This window comes from Hoeflea sp. (genome assembly GCF_984452065.1).
The window spans coordinates 1-24,877 of record NZ_CFHWAF010000048.1; the positions used below are offsets into that span (position 1 = coordinate 1).

Annotated in this window: 24 protein-coding genes and 2 riboswitches; of the genes, 13 read left to right on the plus strand and 11 right to left on the minus strand. The window is 61.0% G+C overall.

The annotated features are described in order from the left end of the window. The 4 genes from AC5E6N_RS11165 to fghA form a co-directional block, all read left to right on the plus strand. A partial coding sequence (locus AC5E6N_RS11165; protein ID WP_491747893.1) for a zinc-binding dehydrogenase occupies positions 1-571 on the plus strand: 571 nt, incomplete at its 5' end. A 7-nt stretch (positions 572-578) separates the two neighbouring features. Then, the gene (locus AC5E6N_RS11170; RefSeq protein ID WP_491747894.1) at positions 579-1,046 is read left to right on the plus strand and encodes a YaiI/YqxD family protein; all 468 of its coding nucleotides are present in this window, start codon (positions 579-581) and stop codon (positions 1,044-1,046) included. Then, entirely contained in the window at positions 1,043-1,534 is a 492-nt protein-coding gene (locus AC5E6N_RS11175; RefSeq protein ID WP_491747895.1) for a glutathione S-transferase N-terminal domain-containing protein, read from the plus strand. Before AC5E6N_RS11170 ends, AC5E6N_RS11175 begins: the two co-directional genes overlap by 4 nt. Continuing rightward, a complete protein-coding gene (gene fghA / locus AC5E6N_RS11180) occupies positions 1,450-2,286 on the plus strand; it encodes an S-formylglutathione hydrolase (protein ID WP_491747896.1) in 837 nt (278 codons plus the stop codon). The genes AC5E6N_RS11175 and fghA overlap by 85 nt, the downstream gene beginning before the upstream one ends. Here the strand turns inward: fghA and tgt are convergent. The 5 genes from tgt to coaD form a co-directional block, all read right to left on the minus strand. After that, complete coding sequence (gene tgt / locus AC5E6N_RS11185; protein ID WP_491747897.1) at positions 2,283-3,416, minus strand: tRNA guanosine(34) transglycosylase Tgt; 1,134 nt, start codon at positions 3,414-3,416, stop codon at positions 2,283-2,285. The genes fghA and tgt overlap by 4 nt on opposite strands. Further along, positions 3,413-4,504: a tRNA preQ1(34) S-adenosylmethionine ribosyltransferase-isomerase QueA gene (gene queA / locus AC5E6N_RS11190; RefSeq protein WP_491747898.1), complete on the minus strand. Its 1,092-nt coding sequence runs from the start codon at positions 4,502-4,504 to the stop codon at positions 3,413-3,415. The genes tgt and queA overlap by 4 nt, the downstream gene beginning before the upstream one ends. Before the next feature lie 72 nt (positions 4,505-4,576). Further along, on the minus strand, positions 4,577-5,050 hold the full coding sequence (locus AC5E6N_RS11195) for a peptidylprolyl isomerase (RefSeq protein WP_491747899.1): 474 nt from the start codon (positions 5,048-5,050) through the stop codon (positions 4,577-4,579). Between the two features lie 17 nt (positions 5,051-5,067). Next, on the minus strand, positions 5,068-5,643 hold the full coding sequence (locus tag AC5E6N_RS11200) for a peptidylprolyl isomerase (RefSeq protein WP_491747900.1): 576 nt from the start codon (positions 5,641-5,643) through the stop codon (positions 5,068-5,070). Positions 5,644-5,690: 47 nt separating this feature from the next. After that, on the minus strand, positions 5,691-6,182 hold the full coding sequence (gene coaD / locus AC5E6N_RS11205) for a pantetheine-phosphate adenylyltransferase (protein WP_491747901.1): 492 nt from the start codon (positions 6,180-6,182) through the stop codon (positions 5,691-5,693). Between the two features lie 503 nt (positions 6,183-6,685). On the opposite strand from coaD, the gene AC5E6N_RS11210 reads away from it, so the two are divergent. After that, positions 6,686-6,820 (plus strand): hypothetical protein, encoded by a 135-nt coding sequence (locus AC5E6N_RS11210; protein ID WP_491690820.1) that lies wholly within the window; start codon positions 6,686-6,688, stop codon positions 6,818-6,820. Between the two features lie 381 nt (positions 6,821-7,201). On the opposite strand, the gene gyrA is transcribed toward AC5E6N_RS11210, so the two are convergent. The 3 genes from gyrA to AC5E6N_RS11225 form a co-directional block, all read right to left on the minus strand. Next, positions 7,202-9,919 (minus strand): DNA gyrase subunit A, encoded by a 2,718-nt coding sequence (gene gyrA, locus AC5E6N_RS11215; RefSeq protein WP_491747920.1) that lies wholly within the window; start codon positions 9,917-9,919, stop codon positions 7,202-7,204. A gap of 329 nt (positions 9,920-10,248) precedes the next feature. Beyond that, entirely contained in the window at positions 10,249-10,635 is a 387-nt protein-coding gene (locus AC5E6N_RS11220) for a hypothetical protein (RefSeq protein ID WP_491747902.1), read from the minus strand. Positions 10,636-10,723: 88 nt separating this feature from the next. Further along, positions 10,724-11,203 (minus strand): single-stranded DNA-binding protein, encoded by a 480-nt coding sequence (locus AC5E6N_RS11225; protein WP_491747903.1) that lies wholly within the window; start codon positions 11,201-11,203, stop codon positions 10,724-10,726. Positions 11,204-11,521: 318 nt separating this feature from the next. Between AC5E6N_RS11225 and uvrA the strand changes: the two genes are divergently transcribed. The 3 genes from uvrA to AC5E6N_RS11240 are packed head-to-tail and all read left to right on the plus strand — an operon-like array spanning position 11,522 to position 15,582. Continuing rightward, a complete protein-coding gene (gene uvrA / locus AC5E6N_RS11230; protein WP_491747904.1) occupies positions 11,522-14,440 on the plus strand; it encodes an excinuclease ABC subunit UvrA in 2,919 nt (972 codons plus the stop codon). 20 nt (positions 14,441-14,460) lie between these two features. Then, positions 14,461-15,264, plus strand: a complete 804-nt coding sequence (locus AC5E6N_RS11235) for a DUF72 domain-containing protein (RefSeq protein ID WP_491747905.1) — start codon at positions 14,461-14,463, stop codon at positions 15,262-15,264. A gap of 18 nt (positions 15,265-15,282) precedes the next feature. Then, positions 15,283-15,582: a chorismate mutase gene (locus tag AC5E6N_RS11240; protein WP_491747906.1), complete on the plus strand. Its 300-nt coding sequence runs from the start codon at positions 15,283-15,285 to the stop codon at positions 15,580-15,582. Between the two features lie 6 nt (positions 15,583-15,588). Here the strand turns inward: AC5E6N_RS11240 and AC5E6N_RS11245 are convergent, their stop codons facing one another. Next, positions 15,589-15,945: a cupin domain-containing protein gene (locus tag AC5E6N_RS11245; protein ID WP_491747907.1), complete on the minus strand. Its 357-nt coding sequence runs from the start codon at positions 15,943-15,945 to the stop codon at positions 15,589-15,591. Positions 15,946-15,952: 7 nt separating this feature from the next. Continuing rightward, positions 15,953-17,473, minus strand: a complete 1,521-nt coding sequence (locus tag AC5E6N_RS11250; protein ID WP_491747908.1) for an NAD(P)H-hydrate dehydratase — start codon at positions 17,471-17,473, stop codon at positions 15,953-15,955. A 368-nt stretch (positions 17,474-17,841) separates the two neighbouring features. Here AC5E6N_RS11250 and AC5E6N_RS11255 point away from each other — a divergent pair, with 368 nt between their 5' ends. After that, entirely contained in the window at positions 17,842-18,180 is a 339-nt protein-coding gene (locus tag AC5E6N_RS11255) for a P-II family nitrogen regulator (protein ID WP_491747909.1), read from the plus strand. A gap of 56 nt (positions 18,181-18,236) precedes the next feature. Further along, positions 18,237-19,646, plus strand: a complete 1,410-nt coding sequence (glnA, locus tag AC5E6N_RS11260) for a type I glutamate--ammonia ligase (protein ID WP_491747910.1) — start codon at positions 18,237-18,239, stop codon at positions 19,644-19,646. Positions 19,647-19,722: 76 nt separating this feature from the next. On the opposite strand, the gene AC5E6N_RS11265 is transcribed toward glnA, so the two are convergent. Next, complete coding sequence (locus AC5E6N_RS11265; protein ID WP_491747911.1) at positions 19,723-20,616, minus strand: alpha/beta hydrolase; 894 nt, start codon at positions 20,614-20,616, stop codon at positions 19,723-19,725. Positions 20,617-20,751: 135 nt separating this feature from the next. Next, positions 20,752-20,848: riboswitch (glycine riboswitch) on the plus strand. A 1-nt stretch (position 20,849) separates the two neighbouring features. Then, positions 20,850-20,945, plus strand: a riboswitch (glycine riboswitch). A gap of 37 nt (positions 20,946-20,982) precedes the next feature. On the opposite strand from AC5E6N_RS11265, the gene gcvT reads away from it, so the two are divergent. The 3 genes from gcvT to gcvP all read left to right on the plus strand — a co-directional run. Further along, positions 20,983-22,101: a glycine cleavage system aminomethyltransferase GcvT gene (gcvT, locus tag AC5E6N_RS11270; RefSeq protein ID WP_491747912.1), complete on the plus strand. Its 1,119-nt coding sequence runs from the start codon at positions 20,983-20,985 to the stop codon at positions 22,099-22,101. After that, positions 22,101-22,469 carry a glycine cleavage system protein GcvH gene (gcvH, locus tag AC5E6N_RS11275; protein ID WP_491747913.1) on the plus strand — a complete coding sequence of 123 codons (369 nt, stop codon included), beginning with the start codon at positions 22,101-22,103 and terminating at the stop codon, positions 22,467-22,469. The genes gcvT and gcvH overlap by 1 nt, the downstream gene beginning before the upstream one ends. A gap of 27 nt (positions 22,470-22,496) precedes the next feature. Beyond that, the coding region (gene gcvP / locus AC5E6N_RS11280) for an aminomethyl-transferring glycine dehydrogenase (protein ID WP_491747914.1) at positions 22,497-24,877 on the plus strand (2,381 nt) is incomplete at its 3' end.

A 24,877-nucleotide genomic window follows, 5' to 3' on the forward strand; every position in this document is an offset into this window, starting at 1 on the left:
CACGGCCAAGGCGGAACCCGGATGCCGGGCCGTCGTTTTCGGGCTCGGCGGCATCGGCCTCAACGTCATCCAGGGATTGCGGCTCATCGGTGCCGAGATGATCGTCGGCGTGGACCTCAACAACGACAAGAAGGAATGGGGCGAGAAATTCGGCATGACCCATTTCGTCAATCCGGGCGAGGTTGAGGGCGATCTTGTGCCCTATCTTGTCGATCTGACCGGCGGTGGCGCCGATTATTCCTTCGAGTGCATCGGCAATGTCAAAGTCATGCGCGATGCGCTTGAATGCTGCCATAAGGGCTGGGGCGAGTCGATCATCATCGGCGTCGCCGGGGCGGGTCAGGAAATCTCGACACGGCCCTTCCAGCTTGTCACCGGGCGCTCCTGGCGCGGGACCGCCTTTGGCGGGGCGCGCGGCCGCACCGACGTTCCGAAGATCGTCGACTGGTACATGCAGGGACAGATCGAGATCGATCCGATGATTACCCACACGCTCAGTCTCGACGAGATCAACAGGGGTTTCGATCTCATGCATGCGGGCGAGTCCATTCGCTCCGTCGTGATCTACTGACCGGAGAATGAGCGCAACCGCGACGATTTTCGTCGATGCCGATGCCTGCCCCGTCAAGGCGGAGACCCTCAAGGTCGCCGAGCGTCACGGCATGATGGTGACGTTCGTGGCCAATGGGGGCCTGCGCCCGTCGCGCGATCCCATGGTCAAAAACGTGGTGGTCTCCGCCGGATTCGATGCGGCGGACGACTGGATCGTCGAACAGGCCGAAGCCAAGGATATTGTGATCACGGCCGATATTGTGCTGGCGGGACGCTGTGTTGAAAAAGGTTGCGTTGCGATCGCGCCGAACGGGCGGCTGTTTGACGCGAGCTCGATCGGCATGGCCACGGCGGCGCGCAACCTCAACCAGTATCTGCGGGAGGCCGGTGAGATCGACGGGCGCAACGCCCCGTTCACGCAGCGCGACCGGTCGCAGTTCCTTCAGGTTCTCGACCGCGTCGCCAGACAAGGAACCGGGGCAGGCACATCATGAAGATGTATGGCGCCGAGGTTTCCTATTTCTCCGGCAAATTGCGCTCCTATCTCGATTGGAAGGGGCTGGAATATGAGGAGGTTCCGGCAAGCCGCGATATCCATGTGCACAAGATCCTGCCGAATATCGGATGGCTGGTGATCCCGGTGATCGAAATGCCTGACGGCACATTTCTTCAGGACACGACGGAGATCATTCGAGGATACGAGGCTGATCATCCGCTGTCGCCTGCCACTCCGCCGCCCCCCAAACGTACGCTCGCTTCTTTCAGCGAAACGCCATGGAATTTCTGTCGGAAACCGGCGCGGATGAACTCTGTTCACCGCGCTTTTCAGCCCGCGTCAGGCGGGAAAACTTCCAGCTTGTTCTGGATCGATGATTTGAACCAAGGAGCCGCCGTCTTATGGAAACCGTCAGCGAAATCAAATCTTTCGGCGGCACACAGGGTGTCTACCGGCACGCGTCGGATCGTTGTGCCTGCGACATGACCTTGGCCGTGTTTGTCCCGCCGCAGGCAACAAAACGGCCCTGCCCGGTCCTGTGGTATCTCTCGGGCCTGACCTGCACCCATGCCAATGTGATGGAAAAAGGCGAATACCGCCGTCTTGCCGCGGAACTGGGGCTGATCATCGTGTGCCCGGATACGAGCCCACGCGGCGACGCCGTTGCGGATGTCGAAGACAACTGGCAGATCGGCAAGGGCGCGGGCTTCTATGTGGATGCCACCGAGGCACCCTGGAAGCGGAATTATCAGATGTATTCCTACATCGTCGAGGAACTGCCCGGCATCATTGCGCGGGCGTTTCCGGTCGATATGGGCAGACAGGGCATATTCGGTCATTCCATGGGCGGCCACGGCGCGCTGACGATTGCGCTGAAAAACCCCGGCCGCTTCAAGAGCTGTTCAGCCTTCGCGCCGATCGTCCATCCGGCAACGGCGGACTGGTCGATGAACGCCTTTCGCGCCTATCTCGGCGATGACGAGGCCGTCTGGCGCGGGCACGATGCCTGTTATCTCATCGAGGACGGGGCGGCGTTTGCCGAATTGCTGGTCGATCAGGGCGGCGCGGACGGTTTTCTGGACACAGGTCTGCGGCCCTGGCTGCTCGAAGCGGCCTGCAAGGATACCGGCATCAAGCTGACATTGCGGCTGCAGGAGGGCTACGATCACTCCTACTATTTCATTTCCACCTTCATGGACGATCATCTTCGCTGGCATGGCGAGCGGCTCTCGGCCTAGAGCGAGTTGTGATCGCCCTTTTCCCAGCACGCCTGCGTTTCGGCCATGAATGTATCGAAGCGGCCGTTGTCGATCGCATCCCGGGCGTCCTGCATCAGCTGCTGGTAGTAGGCCAGATTGTTCCAGGTCAGGAGCATGCCGCCGAGGGCCTCGTTGGAGCGGACCAGATGATGCAGATAGGCCCTGGAATAGTCGCGCGCCGCCGGGCAGGCCGACTGCTCATCCAGCGGCCGATTGTCTTCGGCATGGCGTGCGTTGCGCAGGTTGATCTTGCCGCGGCGCGTATAGGCAAGACCGTGCCGCCCCGCCCTTGTCGGCATCACGCAGTCGAACATGTCGATGCCGCGGGCAACGGATTTCAGGATATCGTCCGGCGTGCCGACGCCCATCAGGTAGCGCGGCTTGTGTTCGGGAAGCAGCGGCGCCGTGACGTCGAGCATCTCGAGCATCACGTCCTGCGGCTCACCGACGGCAAGGCCGCCGATTGCGTATCCTTTGAGATCCATGTCGTGCAGCGCGCTGGCGGAGCGCTCGCGCAGCGCCCTGATATCTCCACCCTGTACGATGCCGAACATCGCCTTGCCCGCCTGATCGCCAAAGGCCTTCTTGCAGCGTTCGGCCCAGCGCAGGGACATTTCCATCGCCCGCTCGATCTCATCGGCATCGGCCGGCAGACGCACACATTCGTCAAGCTGCATCTGGATATCGGATCCGAGCAGACCCTGTATCTCGATCGAGCGCTCCGGCGACATTTCATGGCGCGAGCCGTCGACATGCGACTGGAAGGTGACACCCTGTTCGGTAATCTTGCGCAAGCCCGCAAGCGACATGACCTGAAAGCCGCCGGAGTCCGTCAGGATCGGGTGTTCCCAGCGGCAAAAATCGTGCAGGCCGCCGAGGCGCGCTATCCGTTCCGCGCCCGGCCGCAGCATGAGGTGGTAGGTGTTGCCCAGGATGACGTCCGCCCCCAGGGCACGCACCTGATCCATATACATGGCTTTGACCGTGCCGCCGGTTCCCACCGGCATGAAGGCGGGCGTGCGGATCTCGCCGCGCGGCATGGTGATGGAGCCACGGCGCGCGCCGCCATCGGTTGCCAGAACCGAAAACCGGAACGCCGGCTCCGTCATGTTCCCTGCTCCGCCCTCATCAACAGGCTGGCATCGCCATAGGAGTAGAAACGATAGCCGCTTTCGACCGCGTGGCGATAGGCGTCCCGCATCGTGTCATATCCGGAAAAGGCGCACACCAGCATGAAGAGGGTGGAGCGCGGCAAATGAAAATTTGTCATCAGCATATCGACATAGCGGAAACGGTATCCCGGCGTGATGAAGATATCGGTGGGACCCCGCCAGGCATGAAGCCGCCCGGCTTCGTCCGCGGCGCTTTCAAGCAGTCGCATCGACGTCGTGCCGACGGACACGATCCGGTTCCCCCGTGCCTTCACCGCATTGAGCGCATCGGCCACGGCCTGCGGAATCTCGCCGATTTCGGCGTGCATCACGTGCTCATCCGTATCGTCGGCCTTGACGGGCAGAAACGTGCCGGCGCCGACATGAAGCGTCAGAAAGTGCTTTTCAATGCCGGCCTTTTCCAGTCTGGCAAAAAGTTCGTCGGTGAAGTGCAGGCCGGCGGTGGGTGCGGCGACGGCGCCGTCCTGACGGGCGTAGACGGTCTGATAGTCCTCGCGGTCCTGCGCGTCGTCAGGACGCTTCGACGCGATGTAGGGCGGCAGCGGGACGTGGCCGACCGTATAGACGGCTTCGTCCAATGCGGCGCCCGACAGATCAAACCTGAGTTCGACCTCACCCGACTCGCCCCTGCTTTCAACGGTTGCCTCGACGAACCCTGCCTGGCACGCGTTTCCGGCGCCAAACCGGACCCTGTCTCCGGCTGCGACCCTCTTTGCCGGCTTGACAAATGCCTTCCAGCGATCCACGGCGACACGCATATGCAGCGTTGCGGAAATGTTGGAGACCGCCTCGCCATCTGCCGTCTGACGCAGCCTTTGTCCTTCAAGCTGCGCCGGGATCACCCTCGTATCGTTGAGGACAAGCGCGTCACCGGGCCGCAGGCACTCCGCAAGATCACGAACCGTGCGGTCCGCGAGACCGGACCGCGGATCGACCACCAGCATTCTGGCGCTGTCGCGCGGCACGGCCGGGCGCAACGCGATGGCGCTCTCAGGAAGCTCAAAATCAAACAGGTCTACACGCATGGGATTTGCTGTTTCTCAAAAAATAGCGCCCGCTTCACATGAAGCGGACGCCTTGTTTTAATGCCGATATGGTCAGATGTCAGCTGCGACGCGCATACTGGCGATGCTGTCCGGATCGTTGACCGGCTCGCCGCGCTTGATCTGGTCGACCACATCCATGCCCTCGATCACCTGGCCCCAGACACTGTACTGCCGGTTCAGCCAGGGCGCTTCATCGAAACAGATGAAGAACTGCGAATTGGCGGAATTCGGGCTCTGCGAACGCGCCATCGAACAGGTTCCGCGCACATGGTTCGTGTTGGAGAACTCGGCCTCCAGATCGGGTTTTTCAGAACCGCCCATGCCGGTGCCGGTGGGATCGCCGGTCTGTGCCATAAAGCCATCGATGACGCGGTGGAATACGACGCCGTCGTAAAAGTTCTCACGCGTCAGTTCCTTGATGCGGTTGACATGGTTCGGCGCAAGGTCAGGCAGCAGTTCGATGACGACCTTGCCCTTGCTGGTTTCCATCACGATGGTGTTTTCCGGATCCTTGTAGTCGGCCATCTTGTTCTCCTGTGTTGTTATTCGCCGACCCGCACCTTGATCATGCGGTCGGGATCTTCGACAGCACCGTTGGCTGCCATGTTGCCGCGCTTGATATTGTCGACATGTTCCATGCCGTCAACCACGCGGCCGAATACCGTGTAGGCGCCATCCAGATTGGGGCTGCGATCGAACATGATGAAAAACTGCGAATTGGCGGAGTCCGGCTTGCTCGACCGCGCCATCCCGACGGTGCCCCGCTCATAGGGGATGGAAGAAAACTCCGCGGGCAGGTCCGGGCCGGATGCCCCGCCTGTCCCGACCCGCCGGGGGCTATAGCCGTCTTCCATATTGCCGAACTGGACGTCGCCCGTTTGTGCCATGAAGCCTTCGATCACACGATGGAAGGCAACATTGTCGTATTCACCTGCATTGGCGAGTTCACGAATGCGCGCCACATGTTCCGGCGCGACATCGGGCAAAAGCTCAATGACAACGTCGCCGTCTTTCAGCGTGATGGTCATCCTGTTCTGCGGCTCCATGTCCGCACGCGCCATGGACAATGCCCAAAACGCCAGGACCGCCGCAATGGCGAGAGGTTTGATGAATTTCATGATAACTCCAGTGGGGTTCGCTAAGACGGCGGCGCCGACCGCGCCGTTCAACTTTGTCTGTTCTTCAGCGCCGTCAGCACCGATGGCGGGACAAACGCGCTGATATCTCCACCCATGGCTGCGATCTGGCGTACCAATGTGGCGGTAATGGGCCGGTTCAAAGGACTGGCGGGAAGAAAAACCGTCTGGATTTCCGGCGCCATTTCGCGGTTCATGCCGGCCATCTGCATTTCATAGTCGAGGTCGGATCCGTCCCGCAGCCCACGCATGAGCAGGCTCGCGCCGGCTTCCCGTGCGGCATCGACAGCCAGCCTGTCAAAGGAAACGACGGTTACGCGCGTCTCATCGCCCGGCGTTACGTCGGCAACGGACGCGCGGATGAGGCCGGCCCGCTCCTCGAAACTGAACATCGGCTTCTTGGATGCCTGAATGCCGATTCCGACAACGATGGTGTCGGCGACATTGAGCGCCTGGATCAAAACATCCAGATGACCGTTTGTGATGGGGTCGAAAGACCCCGGATAAAACGCGATCGACATGGGCAACCCGGATCAGATCGGCCCGCGGGGGGCCATTGGCTTGCTTTTGTCATTTCCCGGCCTGCCGCGCAAGCAAAAGGAAGGCTTGTGCGTCCTTATGCAGTGCCTTCGGGGCCGCTTGCGCAGATGAACGGCGGCTGAACAGAGGCTTCAGGCAGGCTTCAGCGGACATTCGTTAACGTGATCAGGACAATTCGAGAGGAAACCACAATGCTTATTTTAGCTTTCATCGCTACTTTGTTCGTCACGATCAGCATTGCTGCTGCGGCCCTTCTGGCGTCCGAACTCGACGAGCGGCACACGGTCAGGAACCGCATCCGCAAGTGACCGGAACGAGGCAAACACAGTCAGAGGCGCGTTCACGAAGGCGTGTGCGCCAGGAGCCCGCAGATCACAAGGCATTTGACGCGCATTGAATGCTGAAGAACGGAACACCATATCTTCACCAAGGGCGTTAAAAAAACACCCTTCGTCATTCGGCTAATGACACCGAGGAGACAACAATGGTTACAGCGCTGACGGTACTGGCGGTCCTTATAGCCTCAATGTTCCTTGCGACCATGGGCGCGGCAATGCTTGCCATGCATCGCGAACAGGTCGAAGCAACTGAAAAAGCACGTCGCCGCATCAAGGGATAGTCTTTTTTACCCTAGAGCGAGTTGTGATCAGATTGACGCATTTGACCGCGGCGATTTTGGTCACTGACAAGGCGGGTTGCGCGCCGTGGTGTCATCCCACCACAAGCGCGAGCCAACGCGGTCAGAGGGCAAAATCGCCTGGCCCATTCATCTCTGAATTTCAACATGATCGTCCTTTCAGGGGTGGCGGCAAATCGGCCCATCGGCTGTGTTGCCCCGCTTGCCCGATGCACCACATCGCGCTGCGCGACGCGCCTTGCCGAGTGAACCGATTTTCCGCCATCAAATGCTTCAATCTGATCACAACTCGCTCTAGGGACTCTCGATGACCTCCAATCAAGTCCCCGACTGATCCGGATGGCCCCAACCATCCGGATTTCTTTATTCATTCGCCTCCGGCTCCTCGCCGCCGTTCTCGTCTTCTTCATCCTCTTCGGGCTCGCTGATGCGCTCGACTGAAACCACTTTTTCCTGCTTGGACGTGGAGAAAATGGTCACGCCCTTGGTCGCCCGGCTGGCGATGCGAATGCCCTCGACGGGCACACGGATCAATTGCCCGCCATCGGAAACGAGCATGATCTGATCATCATTCTCCACCGGGAATGTTGCAACCAGAAGACCGATCTCATCGACCTTGCTGGTATCGGTGGCCCGGATGCCCTTCCCGCCACGGCCCGAAATCCGGAAATCGTAAGACGATGACCGCTTGCCGAAACCCTTCTCGCTGACGGTCAGCACGAACTGCTCATGCTCCTGCAGCACTTTGAGCCGTTCATCCGTCAGTTCGTCCTCGCTGCCGGCAGAGGCCTCCTCGCCAACGAGTTCGACGTCGTCCGCCCTGCTGCGCTTGATATATTCGGCACGTTCGGCGGGCGTCGCCTCAATATGCGAGAGGATCGCCATGGAGATGACATGATCGCCGTCGGCGAGCGAAATGCCGCGCACACCGACGGAATTGCGCCCGGCAAAGACCCGCACATCGGTAACGGGGAAGCGGATGCACTGTCCGAACGCCGTCGTCAGCAGTACATCATCGTGTTCATCGCAGGTCTCGACGTTCAGGATCTCATCCTTCTCATCGTCGAGTTTCATCGCAATCTTGCCGTTGCGGTTGACCTGAACGAAATCGGAGAGCTTGTTGCGCCGCACCGTCCCGCGCGTCGTGGAGAACATGACATCGAGCTGGCTCCAGCTCTCCTCATCCTCCGGCAGGGGCATGATCGACGTGATGCGCTCGCCCTGCTGCAATGGCAGCATGTTGATCAGCGCCTTGCCGCGGGACTGCGGGGAGCCGACGGGAAGCCGCCAGACCTTCTCCTTGTAAACGATGCCGCGCGAGGAAAAGAACAATACGGGTGTGTGGGTGTTGGCGACGAACAGCCGGTTGACGAAATCCTCGTCGCGCGTCGCCATGCCGGACCGGCCCTTGCCGCCGCGGCGCTGCGCCCGGTATGTCGCCAGCGGAACCCGTTTGATGTAGCCGGAATGCGAAACCGTCACCACCATGTCTTCACGGGCGATGAGGTCTTCATCGTCCATGTCGGCGCCGCCCTCGGTGATTTCCGTGCGGCGCGGCGTCGCGAACTCGTCGCGGACGTCTCTGAGTTCCTGCTTGACGATTTCGAGGATACGGACCCGCGAGCCGAGGATTTCGAGATAGTCCTTGATTTCCGCGCCGATCCCGTTGAGTTCGTCCGCGATCTCGTCACGGCCGAGCGCGGTCAGGCGTGCCAGCCTCAACTCAAGGATGGCGCGTGCCTGTTCTTCCGACAGATTGTAGGTGCCGTCATCGTTGATGCGGTGACGCGGATCGTCGATCAGCACGATGAGCGGCTCGACATCCCTTGCCGGCCAGCGGCGTTCCATGAGTTGCGTGCGGGCGGTGCCCGGATCCGGCGCATTGCGGATCAGGCTGATGACCTCGTCGATATTGGCGACCGCGATGGCGAGGCCGACAAGGACATGCGCGCGGTCGCGCGCCTTGTTCAAAAGGAATTTGGTGCGCCGGCTGATGACCTCTTCGCGGAAGGTGACGAACGCCTTCAGCATGTCCATGAGGGTCATCTGCTCGGGCTTGCCGCCGTTGAGCGCGACCATGTTGCAGCCGAAGGAGGTCTGCAGCGGCGTAAAGCGGTAGAGCTGGTTGAGAACCACGTCGGCAACCGCGTCGCGTTTCAGCTCGATGACGACGCGATAGCCGTCGCGGTCGGACTCGTCACGGATGTCGGAAATGCCCTCGATACGCTTGTCGCGCACCAGTTCGGCCATTTTCTCGATCATCGAGGCCTTGTTCACCTGATAGGGGATTTCCGTGACGATCAGCGCCTCGCGGTCGCCCCTGATCTGTTCGACATCGACCCTTCCGCGCATCATGACGGAGCCGCGGCCGGTATCGTAGGCGGAGCGGATGCCCGAACGGCCAAGGATCAGGCCGCCGGTCGGGAAATCCGGCCCCGGAATGATCTGCTGCAGTTCGGCAAGCTCGATCGCCGGATTGTCGATCAACGCGAAACAGCCGTCGATCACCTCGCCGAGATTGTGAGGCGGAATGTTAGTGGCCATGCCGACCGCGATACCGCCGGCGCCGTTGACGAGCAGATTGGGAAAGCGCGCCGGAACGACCCGCGGCTCCTTCGCCGACGCATCGTAGTTCTCCTGGAAATCGACCGTGTCCTTGTCGATGTCTTCCAGAAGCTCGTGCGCCACCTTGGCAAGGCGCGATTCCGTGTAGCGCATCGCGGCGGGCGGATCGCCGTCGACGGAGCCGAAATTGCCCTGCCCGTCGATAAGCGGCACGCGCATCGAAAATTCCTGGGCCATGCGCACCATGGCGTCGTAAATCGCCTGGTCGCCATGGGGGTGGTACTTACCCATGACGTCACCGATGATGCGCGACGACTTCACATATTTGCGGTTCCAGTGGAAACCGCCCTCATGCATGGCATAGAGAATCCGCCGGTGAACGGGCTTCAGGCCGTCACGCACATCCGGCAGCGCACGGCTGACGATCACGCTCATCGCATAATCGAGATAGGAGCGCTGCATCTCCTCCATTATGGAGATCGGTTCAATGCCTGATGGATCGGAAGGCGGCGTCAGGGAGTTATCGTGTTCCGACAAAAATCAAGTCCGTCATATAGTCCAGAATCAGTTGCGCCTGTTATAGACGATCGGCCCCGCAAAAGCCAACTTGCAAGGCACTCGACGGGTACAAATTTTCACAATATTTTCAGATATTTAGTAAGCTTTCTTTTGATCGGCGGATATTAATCCGGCGCGATTCGGCCATAATCCGCCAAAGCGCGGCGGATCAAGCGGTTCGGCCATGGAAACAAGGCGGGTTTCATTGGCTTCCCGAAACAGGAATACGGCGACCAAAGACCGGTAAAATCGGCCCGCGCGTGTGGTTTTCCGGCTCCGTGAAAGACCTATTTCAGGTCGATCGCGAGTTCCTTGCCGCCCGGCCCGTGGACGCTGTCATTGCCCCTGATGGTCACGGTGGTGACGCCTTCCGGGATCGCAACCCCGGAAAGCGAACGTGTGAATGGCTGCTCGTTTTCATGCGGGTGGGCAAGGACGCGTTCGCCGTAAACCGTGCCGTCGGGCCCGACGACGTCCCAGCGATCGGCGTAGTGATCCCATCCTTCGTCATCATGCAGAAGGGTCACGGAAAACCGCCACTTGCCGTCGGACTGCTGCTGTGCATCGGCCGCAACGACGTCGACTTCGCCGGCCCAGACAGGCAAGGCGACACACACGGCACAAAAAGCACCGAAACAGCGAACCAACAGGCAATCAAATTGCATAAATCTCATGGATACAGCCCTCCTGTCCCGCCGTCATCGCATAACCAGCGAGGCGGAGGAAATCACATGCCCGCGAGGATGCAGGGATACCGGACGATCAGAACGGAATTTCGTCGTCCATGTCCCTGGAGAATCCGCCTTCCTGGGCGGGTGCCGGCTGGCCGTAATCCTGTTGGTTGTCGCCGAAGCCCCCGCCTCCGCCACCACCGCCGCCGGGACCGTCGGAGCGCCCGTCCAGCATCGTCAGTGCCGAATTGAACCCCTGGAGCACCACCTCGGTGGAATAGCGGTCCTGACCGCTCTGGTCCTGCCATTTGCGTGTCTGCAACTGGCCTTCGATATAGATTTTGGAGCCTTTGCGCAGATACTGTTCGGCGATCTTGCAAAGGCCCTCACTGAAGATGACGACCCGGTGCCATTCGGTCCGTTCGCGCCGCTCGCCCGTATTACGGTCGCGCCAGCTCTCGGAGGTCGCGACCCTGAGGTTTGCAATCGGCCGTCCGTCCTGTGTCCGGCGAATTTCCGGATCCGCGCCGAGATTGCCCACCAAAATGACCTTGTTGACGCTGCCTGCCATGTCCAAACCTCATATGTGCGGAAACAGGCCCCTGCCGCGGAACCCTGCCCTTCGATTTCCGGCGACAATAGACCATCGTAACGCTCCGTGGGTGCCATCACAAAACTATCCACAGGAGCTTTTTTGTTCACATTATGTTCTAGTTCCGTTATTGTGCCTTGTCAAATGATTCAGCTTGGGTCATGAACTTGAGGCAATGTGGCGTGCGCATCTCGACTTCGGGCAATTCGGTCCTGGTTTTACAGCCGCATTCATTCCACGGGATATGTGTCATCACGCGCAGCGCGCGGAAGACGGGCCTGATTGCGGACGGAGACCATGAGCGAACTTAAGACCATTTCGATCCGCGGCGCGCGCGAGCACAATCTGAAGAGCGTCGATCTCGATCTGCCGCGCAACACGCTGATCGTGATGACGGGTCTTTCCGGTTCGGGCAAATCCTCACTGGCGTTCGACACGATCTATGCGGAGGGTCAGCGGCGCTACGTGGAAAGCCTCTCGGCCTATGCGCGCCAGTTTCTGGAAATGATGCAGAAGCCGGATGTCGATCAGATCGACGGCCTGTCGCCGGCCATATCCATCGAGCAGAAAACCACCTCGCGCAACCCGCGCTCGACGGTCGGCACGGTGACCGAGATTTACGACTATCTGCGCCTGCTCTATGCGCGTGTCGGCATACCCTATTCGCCGGAAACGGGCCTGCCGATCGAAAGCCAGACGGTCAGCCAGATGGTTGACCGGGTCATGGCGCTGGAGGACGGGACGCGGCTTTATATTCTCGCGCCGCTGGTGCGCGGCCGCAAAGGCGAATACCGCAAGGAACTCGCGGAGTTGATGAAAAAGGGCTTCCAGCGGGTCAAGGTCGACGGCGTCTATTACGAGATCGCGGATGTCCCGCCGCTCGACAAGAAATACAAGCACGACATGGACGTGGTCGTCGATCGGGTGGTGGTGCGCGAGGATCTGGCGACACGCCTCGCCGACAGCCTGGAAACCTGTCTGACGCTGGCGGATGGCCTTGCCGTGGCGGAGCTTGCGGACAAACCGCTGCCCGATGAGGCGACCTCGGGCGGCAGCGCCAACAAATCCAAGAACGAGACCCACGAGCGGCTGGTCTTCTCGGAGAAATTTGCCTGTCCCGTCTCGGGTTTCACCATTCCCGAGATCGAGCCGAGGCTGTTCTCCTTCAACAATCCTTTCGGTGCCTGCCCGACCTGCGACGGGCTGGGCACGCAGCAGAAGATCGATCCGGCCCTCATCATTCCCGAACCGGGCAGAACATTGCGTGACGGCGCAGTGGCGCCCTGGGCCAAATCCAGTTCGCCCTATTACGGACAGACGCTGGAGGCGCTTGGCCGTCATTTCGGCTTCAAGCTCGGGGACCGGTGGAACGAGCTGCCCGAGGCCGCCCGCGACGCCATCCTGCACGGCACGAGGGACAAGATCGACTTTCACTATGATGACGGGTTGCGCTCCTACAAAACCTCGAAAAACTTCGAGGGCATCATTCCCAATCTCGAGCGGCGCTGGAAGGAAACGGATTCGTCCTGGGCGCGCGAGGAGATCGAGCGTTATATGGCAGCCGCGCCCTGCCCGACCTGCGCCGGCTACCGGCTGAAGCCGGAGGCCATGGCCGTCAAGATCGACGGCCTGCATGTCGGAAAGGTGACGGAGATGTCCATCCGCGACGCGGGCGCCTGGTTCGAGAACCTTCCCGCCCGGCTGACGGACAAACAGAACGAGATCGCCGGCCGCATCTTCAAGGAGATCAGGGACCGGCTGAAATTCCTCAACGATGTCGGCCTGGATTATCTGACGCTGTCGCGCAATTCGGGCACGCTGTCCGGCGGCGAGAGCCAGCGCATCCGCCTCGCCTCGCAGATCGGATCGGGGCTGACCGGCGTGCTTTATGTCCTGGACGAGCCGTCCATCGGCCTGCACCAGCGCGACAATGCGCGCCTGCTTGGAACGCTGAAACATCTCAGGGACATCGGCAACACGGTCATCGTCGTCGAACACGACGAAGACGCGATCCTGTCGGCCGATCACGTTATCGACATCGGACCGGCGGCCGGCATTCATGGCGGTGAGATCGTGGCCCAGGGCACACCCCAGGAGATCATGTCATCCGCCAATTCGCTGACGGGACAATATCTTTCCGGCGCACAGGAGGTTGCCGTTCCAGGCGAACGCCGCAAGATCGACAAGAAACGTCAGATCACCGTTGTCGGCGCGAGCGCCAACAATCTGAAGAACATCACCGCAAGCATACCGCTCGGCGTGTTCACGGCCGTCACCGGCGTCTCCGGCGGCGGAAAATCGACCTTCCTGATCGAGACGCTCTACAAGGCCGCGGCCCGGCGCGTGATGGGCGCCCGCGACAATCCGGCCGCGCATGAGCGTATCGACGGCCTGCAGCATATCGACAAGGTGATCGATATCGACCAGTCGCCGATCGGCAGGACGCCGCGATCGAACCCGGCCACCTATACCGGCGCCTTCACGCCGATACGCGACTGGTTCTCCGGCCTTCCCGAAGCCAAGGCGCGGGGCTATCAGCCCGGGCGTTTCTCCTTCAACGTGAAGGGCGGGCGCTGCGAGGCCTGTCAGGGCGACGGTGTCATCAAGATCGAGATGCACTTCCTGCCGGATGTCTATGTCACCTGCGATGTGTGTCACGGCAAGCGTTACAATCGCGAAACGCTCGAGGTCACGTTCAAGGGCAAGTCCATCGCCGACGTTCTGGAAATGACCGTCGAGGAAGGGTGTGAGTTCTTTTCCGCCGTACCCGCCGTGCGTGACAAGCTGACCACACTGAGGCGCGTCGGACTCGGCTACATCAAGATCGGACAGCAGGCCACCACGCTTTCAGGCGGCGAGGCGCAGCGCGTCAAGCTGGCAAAGGAATTGTCGAAACGCTCCACCGGGCGCACGCTTTATATTCTCGACGAGCCGACAACCGGTCTGCACTTCCACGATGTCGCCAAGCTGCTCGATGTGCTGCATGAAATCGTCAACCAGGGCAATTCCGTGGTGGTGATCGAACACAATCTCGAAGTCATCAAGACGGCTGATCACATTATCGACCTCGGACCCGAGGGCGGAGACGGCGGCGGCGAGATCGTTGCCACCGGCGCGCCGGAAGACATTGTGAATGAAACGCGCTCCTATACCGGGCAATTCCTGAAGGATTTGCTGGAAAGACGCCCTTCCAGGACTATCGAAGCAGCCGAATAGAATCGCACTGGAGAACCGCAATGACTGAATCCGGCACCATCAGGGCGGGTATCGGCGGATGGACGTTCGCGCCCTGGCGCGGCACCTTCTATCCGGACGGTCTGCGACAGAAGGACGAACTGAACTATGCCAGCCGCCAGCTCGCGACCATCGAGATCAACGGCACCTATTACGGAACGCAGAAACCGGCCACCTTCGCGAAATGGGCGGCAGATGTTCCGGACGGGTTTGTCTTTTCCGTCAAGGGCAACCGTTTTGTGACCAATCGGCGTGTGCTTGCCGAGGCCGCGGACTCCATGCAGCACTTCCTGGGATCGGGCATCGCGGAACTCGGCGATCATCTCGGACCGATCCTGTGGCAATTCGCGCCGACCAAGAAATTCGACCCGGATGATTTTGGCGATTTTCTGGCCATGCTGCCGTCTTCGCAGGACGGGGTGGCGCTGCGCCATGCACTGGAGGTGCGCCATGAGAGTTTCAGCACGCCTGAGTTCATCGAGCTCGCAGCGCGGCGCGGCGTCGCCATCGTCTATGCCGAGCATCACAAATATCCCGAAATAGCGGATGTGACCGCGCCGTTCGTCTACGCACGCCTGCAAAAGGGACAGGACGATATTCCCACGGCCTATGCGCCGGAAGATCTCGATCTTTGGGCCCAACGTGCCGGCAAATGGGCTGCGGGGCTTGTGCCGGATGACCTACCCTATGCTGATACAAATCGTCCCGTTGAGCAGCGGCCGCGCGACGTCTATGTATATTTCATTCACGAGGGCAAGGTCCGCGCGCCCCAGGCCGCCATGGCCATGCAGGAGCGCTGCGGCTGACGATTTCGGGGTGTTTCAATGACCGTTCTTGCACCGGAGCAGTGTGGGGGTATGGGTGATGTCCGCTCGCAGGTCGACAGGCTCGACCGCGAGCTCATGGCGCTTTTTGCCGAACGCGCACGCTATATCGACCGGGCCGCGGCAGTGAAAATGCGCGACGGCCTGCCGGCCGAGATTGAATGGAGGGTCGAGGAGGTCGCCGCCAACGCGCGACGCAATGCGCAGGATCACGATCTCGATCCTGACTTTGCCGAGCATTTGTGGCGACAGCTGATCGCGTGGTCCATCGCGCGTGAGAACAAGACACTCAAGGCGTAAGCGGCGTCAGCTATCCGCAGGCCGGTGGTGAACCGCCAGCCAGACGGTGGGCGGATCCTTCCGGGTCCACGTCACCCGGTGGCGGCAATGGGCGGGCAGGAAAATCCAGTCTCCCTCGAAAAGCTGCCGTTCGCTCGCCTCTCCCTCGATCTGAAGCTCCGCCGCGCCGGCGATGACGGCCACCCATTCATCGTCATCCTGATCGTACCAGTCGTTTTCGGCGGTCACCTGCCCCGTGGACACGATCCGCTCAATGCGAAAATCCGGACGGGAATGGAGCACATCGAAAATCTCCTCGTCCAGCACACCGTCGGGGAGTTCGGCAATCAGGCTGCCCGTCGCGGGCCTGTCCGGTTTCTTCATCACAGCTTTACCCGCCCGCTCCATCGTCGTGAAGATAATCCGTCAAGGGAGGAATGGCGTCCGGCAGATCGTCAGCGGTCAGCCCTTCCCCCGCCCTTCTGCCGGCTTCGGCGTGCAGGTAGGCAGCGGCAGCCGCGGCTTCGAACGGCGGCATTTTCTGCACCAGGAGGGCACCGACGATGCCCGCCAGACAGTCGCCCGAGCCCGCGGTCGCCAGCCAGGGCGGCGCATTGACATTGATCAAGGCCCCGCCATCGGGCGCGGCAATCACCGTGTCCGCGCCCTTGTAGAGCACAACGGCGTTGGACCTTTCTGCGGCGCTGCGCGCCCGATCGATCTTGGAAAGCTCCGGAGCCGCATGAATATCAGGGAAAAGCCGGGCAAATTCGCCCTCATGCGGCGTCAACACCATTGCCGTCGGCCTCGCCCGACAGGCAGAAAAGAGGGTGTCCTGAAAATCGCTGAACGCGGTAATGCCATCGGCATCCAGAACGCAGGCCCGGCCGGCCTCGATGATACGCAGGGCAAAGGCTCTCACCTTTTCGCCCATTCCGAAGCCAGGTCCGAGAACAAAGCCCCGCATCCGTTCGTCGGCAAGCAATTCGTCCAGATCGGGCAGGTCATCCATCCGCCGCAGCATGATCGCGGTCAGATGCGCGGCGTTGGACGCAACCGCCGACGATGGCGAGAGCACGGTTACCAGGCCCGCTCCCGATTTCAGCGCCGATTGCGCGGCGAGCCGTGCCGCCCCGGTGCGGGAGAACGAACCGCTGAACACGCACAGATGACCGCGGGTGTATTTGTGGCCGGACGTCTTCGCAAGCGGCAATTGGGCGCTCCAGATCACCGGATCGTTGCGCCAGAGCGCTTCAGCGTGCGCCTCAACGACCCGACGGGGAATTCCTATGTCGACAAGATGTATCTCGCCGCAGTGACCGGCGCCCGGCAAAAGCAGGTGTCCGGGCTTCAAGGCCGCGAAGGTGACCGTGTGTTCGGCGTTCGGCGCAACGCCCTGGACCTGTCCGGTTCTGCCCGAGATTCCGGACGGCAGATCCGCAGCCACAACCGGCAGCCCCGACTTTGCGACCTGCGATAAGGCCTGTGCGATGAGGCCCTCTACCGGACGGTCAAGGCCTGCACCGAACAGGGCGTCGATGATGACATGGTCATCGCGGCAATCCAGCGTATCCAGCGAATGGACGGCACCTTGCCAGTCGCCTCGCGCGCGCGCCGCATCGCCCTTCAACCGATCCGGTTCGACGCTGGAATAAAGCTGCACCGGCATCCCGGCCTCGGCCAGGCAGCGCGCCGCCACATAGCCGTCGCCTCCATTGTTGCCGGGTCCGCAGAGCACGATCGCGCCCGCTGCCGACGGATAACGGGCGAGCACGCATGCGGACATGGCGGAACCGGCCGCCAGCATCAGCCGATAGCCGTCAATCCCGGATCCGATGGCTGCCGCGTCGATGCGTCCCATTGTCTGCGGCGTGACGATTGGCTGTGGTGCGATCTCCGGTCGAGGCGGCATTGGCAGGTGTATCCCTCACGAGTCGTGGCTGGTGAGACCATAACAATCGGTTCGAATTGGGGAATAGTGCAAGGACATCAGGAGTGATTAAATTTTGTGCATTTGCACATTTATTAATCAAATTAGGATGTCTGTTTTTTAGGCAGATGACGTATGCCTTTGCCAAAACAGTGCTTGCGCGGACCGATTTCCACCCGATCACCAACCTCCTTCGCGAAAAAATGCCGTCACAGTTCACTCTCGCGGGAAAAAATGCCGCGGGGCTTTCAAACTGGCACGGCACATGCATTTGCGTGAGAGGGTGGATATAACTCCGCGGCGCCGGAATTACTTTCGCTTACGTGGATTTAGCAGCGAGACGTTCTGTAATGAAAAAGATCGAAGCAATCATAAAACCATTCAAGTTGGATGAGGTGAAGGAAGCCCTGCAAGAGGTCGGCCTGCAGGGAATCACCGTTACCGAGGCAAAGGGGTTCGGCAGACAAAAGGGTCACACCGAGCTCTATCGCGGCGCGGAATACGTCGTCGACTTCCTGCCGAAGGTCAAAGTCGAGGTCGTGCTGGCGGACGACACCGTCGAAGCGGCGATCGAAGCGATCCGCAACGCCGCGCAGACCGGACGCATCGGCGACGGCAAGATCTTTGTTTCGAACGTTGAAGAAGTTATCCGCATCAGGACCGGCGAAACCGGCGTCGATGCAGTCTGATCCGCACCGATCCATAGGTGCAAGACCACAAACACTCTGGAGACTAGGAAGATTAAATGACCAGTGCCTCTGATATCCTCAAGCAGATCAAAGACAACGACGTGAAATTCGTGGACCTGCGCTTTACCGATCCGCGCGGCAAGATGCAGCACGTCACGATGGATGCCAGCGTTGTCGACGAAGACATGTTTGCCGACGGTGTCATGTTCGACGGCTCGTCGATCGCCGGCTGGAAGGCGATCAACGAATCCGACATGGTCCTGATGCCCGACACCGCATCGGTCCATGCCGATCCGTTCTTCGCGCAGTCGACGCTGGCCGTCATGTGCGACATCCTCGATCCGATCTCGGGCGAGCCGTACAACCGCGACCCGCGCGGCACCGCCAAGAAGGCCGAAGCCTATCTTCAGGCATCCGGTGTCGGCGATACCGTCTATGTCGGTCCGGAAGCCGAGTTCTTTGTCTTCGATGATGTCCGGTTCTCGACCGATCCCTACAATACGGGTTTCGCACTCGACAGTTCGGAGCTGCCCTCCAACACCGACGCCGAGTACGAGGTCGGAAACCTCGGTCACCGTCCGCGCACGAAGGGCGGCTATTTCCCGGTGCCGCCGGTCGACAGCGCCCAGGACATGCGCTCCGAAATGCTGACGGTCATGGCCGAAATGGGCGTGACCGTTGAAAAGCACCACCACGAAGTGGCTGCCGCGCAGCACGAACTCGGCATCATGTTCGACACGATGACGCGCAATGCCGACAAGCTGCAGATCTACAAATATGTGGTTCACCAGGTCGCACACGCTTACGGCAAGACGGCGACGTTCATGCCGAAGCCGGTCTATGGCGACAACGGAACGGGCATGCACGTTCACCAGTCGATCTGGAAGGGCGGCAAGCCCACCTTCGCCGGTGACGAATATGCCGGCCTGTCGGAAACCTGCCTTTACTATATCGGCGGCATCATCAAACACGCCAAGGCGCTCAACGCCTTCACCAACCCGTCCACCAACTCTTACAAGCGTCTGGTTCCGGGTTACGAGGCACCGGTTCTCCTGGCCTATTCGGCTCGTAACCGCTCGGCGTCCTGCCGTATTCCGTTCGGCTCGTCGCCGAAGTCGAAGCGCGTCGAGGTGCGCTTCCCGGATCCGACGGCCAACCCGTATCTGGCCTTTGCGGCCATGCTGATGGCCGGGATGGACGGCATCAAGAACAAGCTGCATCCGGGCGATGCGATGGACAAGGACCTTTACGACCTGCCGCCGCAGGAATTGAAGGAAATCCCGACCGTTTCCGCCTCGCTGCGCGAAGCTGTCGAGAACCTCGATGCCGACCGCGAATTCCTGATGGCCGGCGGCGTCTTCTCCGAAGACCAGCTCGATGCCTATGTCGAACTGAAGATGGAAGAAGTCATCCGCTTCGAACACACGCCGCACCCGGTCGAGTTCGACATGTACTATTCCGTCTGACGAACAGCAGGTACTATTCCGTCTGACGAACAGCAGGCCATGAAATGACGAAGCCGGGCGCACGCGCCCGGCTTCTTTATCCCGCTGCCTTGAACATCCAGTTCAGTGTCTCGCGCCAGTCGACCATGCGGATCGGCGTGCCGTGGCTGCCGCTTTCAAACAACACGAAGCGGATCGGGTACACCCGGTCCGATGCATGGCGCACCCGCTCGTAAAGCGCATGCTGAGTGCGCCAGTCATAAACGTCGTCGCGGCTTCCATGCGCAAAGAGGACCGGCACTCCGGCATGATAGGCGGCGCTGCGCAGAAAGGATTCGTCGCCCGTTCCGCCGAGGATAACGATCCCCGACAGCCGGGATGATATGCCGGGATCGTTGCTGCCCTGCCAGCACAGGAGGCTGCCCATGGAACCGCAGGCAAGGATCACCGGAGCGCGCGGGGCCGTGCGCCGGATATAGGTGACCAGCGTCTTCAGATGCTCCAGGCCGACCCGGTCAAAGCTGGGGATCGTCGGCGCGTAATAGACACCGCCGTTCTTTACGGTCAGGTTCTTCAGGCGGTTGAAGTTGCCGCCGAATGTCCAGTCCTTCACGCCGAGCCGCCGGTCTCCCCCTCGCCCGTGGATGAAGATCACGGCAAACCTGGCCTTTTTTGCCGCCCCGACCTCATAGGTTTCGACAGCGGCCTGCGGCGAGCGGATTGTCAGCGCACGCTGTTGCCGCTTGGCCCGCAGCGATACGTAATTGCCGCGGACGCGCAACTCCGGCACCTGATCGCGCTTGTCGATGTCACGTTCCTTGCGATAGTCGATCTTGAGAAAGGCGCCGTTGTGCCGGCGCTCGAGCACCGGGGGATAGGCGAACAGGCGGTCCTTGTAGGGACGCAATTGAATTGATTCGCTATGTGCCGTCGCCGAAACGGCAATCGACATCACCAGAGCGAGGAAAGTACGGAAAATGATCGGCCGCATGTCAGTTTACCGTCCGCGGGCAGGAAGAATTGACAACAGTTTGATCAACCAACGGTGAATAAGCCGCACAATAGATGACAGTTGAGTATTATTCCACTAATGTAATGCCTGCCTGTTGGTGTTTGTGAACACCAAATGTCGACTGCGGGAGAGAGCGGGGTCTGACTTCAGACGCCGCCGCCGAAGGGGAAAATGCCCATAATCTCTCAGGCAAAAGGACCGTAGACGATAGGCACTCTGGAAAGTCGGGACGGCCGTCCCGCGCCGAAGGTGTAAGCGTCGCCGACAGAGTTCCGGTTGCGCGAGTCTCTCAGGCTCCAGACAGAGGGGCGCCCGCTCCGCGCGGAAGCGCGGGCATGCGCAACTATGTTTGGAACCAGGATGACAAAACAGCTACCGCTCAAAAATCTCCACATCGAAGCCGGCGCCCGATTCGGGCCGTTCGCCGGATACGAGATGCCGATCACCTACGCGCTCGGGGTCATGAAGGAACATCTTCATACGCGCGCGGCCGCGGGGCTGTTCGACATTTCGCATATGGCGCATATCGACGTGCGCGGCCCGCAGGCCGCGGATCTTGTGTCCCGCGCCTGCCCCTACAACGCGCGGGCGCAGAACACCGGCACCGGCCGCTACACGTTCATGCTCAACGACGATGCGGGAATGATCGACGACCTGATCGTAAGCCGGCTTTCACCGGAGCGATTCCTTGTTGTTGCGAATGGAGCCTGCGCCGACAAAGATCTTGCGCATCTTCAGGCGCTATCGAGCGATTTTGACGCGCGGGTCACCCACACGCCGCGCGTCTTCCTCGCATTGCAGGGTCCGCTGGCAGCCAAAGTGCTGGCCGACCTGTTTCCGGAAGTCTCGGGTCTCGTGTTCATGCAGGTGCTCGAACGCGGGGACGGAACCTTTGTTTCGCGCTCCGGCTATACCGGGGAAGACGGTTTCGAGATCGCGCTGGCCCCGGAAAAAGCCGAGACATTCGCCAGGAAGCTTGCGGACGAGCCCGATGTCGAGTGGGTCGGACTTGGCGCACGCGACAGTCTTCGGATCGAGGCAGGCCTGCCGCTATACGGCCAGGACATGGATGAAGGCACCGATCCGGTGACAGCGGGTCTGATCTGGGCTGTCCCGAAGGAGCTGAGGACCGCCGGCGGCTATGTCGGCGCTGAAGCGCTGCACAGGGTGATCGAAAACGGTGCGGCTCAAAAACGAGCGGGGCTGAGGCCTGAGGGCCGCGCGCCGGTTCGCGCCGGAGTTCCGCTCTTTGCCGGCGAAGATGCCGAAGCGGAAGAGATCGGCATGGTGACATCCGGGGGCTTCGGGCCTTCCTGCGGATACCCCGTCTCCATCGCGCGGGTGAATACGGACCGGGGGGAAACCGGCGGGCGCCTGTTCGCCGAAGTACGCGGAAAGCGGCTCGCCTGCAGCGTCGAAAAAATGCCCTTCGTGGCGCACAACTACTACCGAGGAGACCGATAATGGCAAAGACCTTCTATACCGAAGAGCATGAGTGGATCCGTATCGACGGCGACGAAGCCGTCATCGGCATTACCGACTACGCCCAGGAGCAACTGGGTGACATCGTTTTCGTGGAACTGCCGGAAGCGGGACGCAAGGTCGCCAAGGGAGAGACGGTCATCGTTATCGAATCCGTCAAGGCGGCTTCCGACGTCTATTCACCGGTTGCTGGAGAAGTAACCGCCATCAATGACACGCTTGAGGGGGAGCCCGGTCTTATCAACCGGTCGGCGGAGGCCGAGGGCTGGCTGATGAAACTGAAGCTCGACAACGAGGCCGAACTTGAGGGCCTTATGGACGAGGCCGCATACAAGGCCACAACCGGATAGCCCGATCAACAGTTGCTGGAGAAATCGATGACAGCGCACAGCTATGAGACCGCCAGGAAGGCTGAGGATCAGGCCCTTCCGTTTGCCGCCCGGCACAACGGGCCAGCGCCAGTGGACGTCAGAGCCATGCTGACAACCATTGGCGTGCCCTCGGTGGAAACACTGATCAATCAGACGGTCCCGCAATCAATACGGATGTCCGGTGAGCTTTCACTGCCGTCACCGGCCGACGAACACGATGCCCTCGCGAAGCTCGAATCTGTGATCGACAGGAATGTGGAGGCACGGTCCTTCATCGGTCAAGGCTATTACGGCTGCCGTGTTCCGGCGGTGATCCAGCGCAACATGTTTGAAAACCCGGCCTGGTATACCGCCTACACGCCCTATCAGCCGGAAATCAGCCAGGGGCGGCTGGAAATGTTGTTCAATTTCCAGACATTGGTGAGCGAATTGACCGGACTGCCCGTGGCCAATGCCTCGCTGCTTGACGAGGCGAGCGCCGTCGCGGAGGCGGCGGGAGTCGCCTATCGTCATCACCGTATGAAGCGACATACGGTCACGATCGCCACGCCTCTTCACCCCCAGTCGAAGACGGTGCTGGAAACGCGCATGGCGCCGCTCGGCATTACGATCTCCGAAGGGGAACCCGACGAGGATACCGCCGCGGTGATCTTCTCCTGGCCGGACACGCTCGGCCGCCTTGAGGATCCGGCAAAGGTCGTGGATGCGGCGAAAAAGGCCGGTGCCCTGGTTGTCGTCGTGACCGATCCGCTGGCTCTCACCCTGCTTCAGCCGCCCGGCCACTGGGGTGCGGATATCGTCGTCGGTTCGGCGCAGCGTTTCGGCGTGCCAATGGGCTTCGGCGGCCCGCATGCCGCCTATATGGGCGTCAGTGAAAAACTGACCCGCCTGATGCCCGGACGGCTGGTGGGAGAATCGGTCGACGCCGGGGGCAATCCCGCCTACCGTCTGGCGCTGCAGACCCGGGAGCAACACATACGCCGGGACAAGGCCACATCCAACATCTGCACCGCCCAGGCGCTTCTGGCCAATATGTCGGCGGCTTACGCCATCTGGCACGGGCCGGACGGGTTGCGGGCCATTGCGAGCCGCACGGCCGGCCATGCGAGCCGTTTTGCCGCCTGCCTGACCGCCGGCGGTTACGACCTCGCCGGAGACAGTTTTTTCGACACGCTTGCGGTGCGCGCCGGCGGCAAGGCCGATGCGATCCACAATGCGGCGCTGGAAGCGGGCTATCTGCTGCGGGCAATCGATGCCGGGACCATCGGGCTGTCTTTCGACGAGACGACGTCCGAGGCGGACGTTCAGGCTCTCTGCTCCATATTTGGCGTCGAAGACAGCGGTGACGGCGACCATCGGAACCTGCCGCCGCAAACACGCCAGGACGCGTTTTTGACGCAGCCGATCTTCAACTCCGTTCGGTCCGAGACCGACATGATGCGCTATCTTCGCCTGCTGTCGGATAAGGACCTGGCGCTCGACAGGGCCATGATCCCGCTTGGATCCTGCACCATGAAGCTGAACGCCGCGGCCGAGCTCATGCCGGTGAGCTGGCGCAAGATCGGCAACATCCATCCGCTTGCTCCCGACACGCATACGGCGGGCTACCTGCAGATGATCGCCGATCTGGAACAATGGTTGTGCGAGATCACCGGTTTTGCCGCCGTCAGCCTGCAGCCCAATGCCGGCAGTCAGGGCGAGTTCGCGGGATTGACGGCCATCCGCCACTATCACGCGTCGAGGGGCGAGGAACACCGCGATATCTGTCTGATCCCTTCATCGGCTCACGGGACCAATCCGGCGAGCGCATCGATGTCGGGTCTGCGTATCGTTGTGGTCGCCTGCACGGAGGCCGGCGATGTCGATATCGATGACCTGCGGTCGAAGGCCAAGGAGCACGCGTCGAATTTGGCCGCACTGATGATCACCTATCCATCGACCCACGGGGTCTTCGAGACACAGGTCAAGGATATCTGCGCGATCGTTCATGATCACGGAGGGCAGGTTTATTTTGACGGCGCGAACCTGAATGCCATGATCGGCCTGGCAAAGCCGTTCGACATCGGCGCGGATGTGTGCCACATGAACCTGCACAAGACGTTCTGCATACCGCATGGCGGCGGCGGGCCGGGCATCGGGCCGATCGGGGTCGCCGAGCACCTCAAGCCCTTCCTTCCCGGAGACCCGCTTGAAACGGACAGTCAGGCCGTTGCGGCGGCGATGTTCGGCAGCGCGTCGATCCTGCCGATCTCGTGGATGTATATCCGCATGATGGGCGCCGCCGGCCTGAAACGCGCGACCGCAGTGGCGATCCTCAACGCCAACTACATCGCTGCGCGCCTCGGGGACCATTTCCCGGTGCTCTACACCGGAACGAACGGCCGGGT